The sequence below is a fragment of the Oleiphilus sp. HI0043 genome (genome assembly GCF_001634935.1).
In genome coordinates this window covers 1-713 of record NZ_LWEY01000566.1, presented here as the reverse complement: position 1 = coordinate 713, position 713 = coordinate 1, and the positions used below count along the sequence as shown (strand labels likewise).

Genomic DNA, 713 nt, shown 5'->3' with positions numbered 1-713 from the left:
AGCGCACCGTTACCAGCTTGAATCGTCAACTCTTGTATACGACCAATGTTATCGTTAAGGCTTTTCAGTGCTCCGTCGGCAACCTGAATTGCGGAAATGGAGTCATTGGCGTTACGGATGCCTGCATCAAAAGCACCTAGTTGGCTATTCAAGCGTTCAGATATTGCTGCGCCTGCTGCATCATCAGCTGCGCTATTAATCCGGCTTCCTGAACTGAGCTGCTGCAGTTGTCTATCAGTTTGGGACGCACTGGAAAGGCTTTGAGGGCTGCCAATGCCGCCGTTGAGTGAAATAGTCATGATGATTGCTCCCGCCGAGATAGCTATTTTTTAATGATAGCGCGGGAAGTCGAGCAGGTCATTTATTAAACAGTAACGCTTGGTAACCAGCGCTACTGTTTAGGGTACTATTTTATGTCATATTTTTGCGAGTGACGTAATGATGCCTAACTGTTTCGTTAAAAGCTTCGACATAGGTAGGGTGAAATTGCGTGCCACTTTCGCCATTAATGAGTGTGACAGCACTGAACAGAGACTTCTTGTAGCTTCTATCTGCACGTTCGTTGGTTACTGCATAGAAGGTGTCCGCCAAAGCGATTAACATAGCACCACGGTGTATTTGTTCGTTTGCCAAATTCTTTGGGTAGCCTTTACCATCATATCGCTCATGGTGTTGAGCAACCATCGTGGCGGCTTCTGTCCAACCTTCCATAC

Annotated in this window: 1 protein-coding gene and 1 pseudogene; both read right to left on the bottom strand. The window is 46.7% G+C overall.

Annotated features, from left to right (window positions below; all coding sequences use genetic code 11):
* A pseudogene (locus tag A3729_RS07100) lies at positions 1 to 299 on the bottom strand (hypothetical protein); the annotation flags it as partial.
* A gap of 112 nt (positions 300 to 411) precedes the next feature.
* Positions 412 to 713: HD-GYP domain-containing protein (locus A3729_RS07095; RefSeq protein ID WP_082882036.1), on the bottom strand; the 302-nt coding region annotated here is incomplete at its 5' end.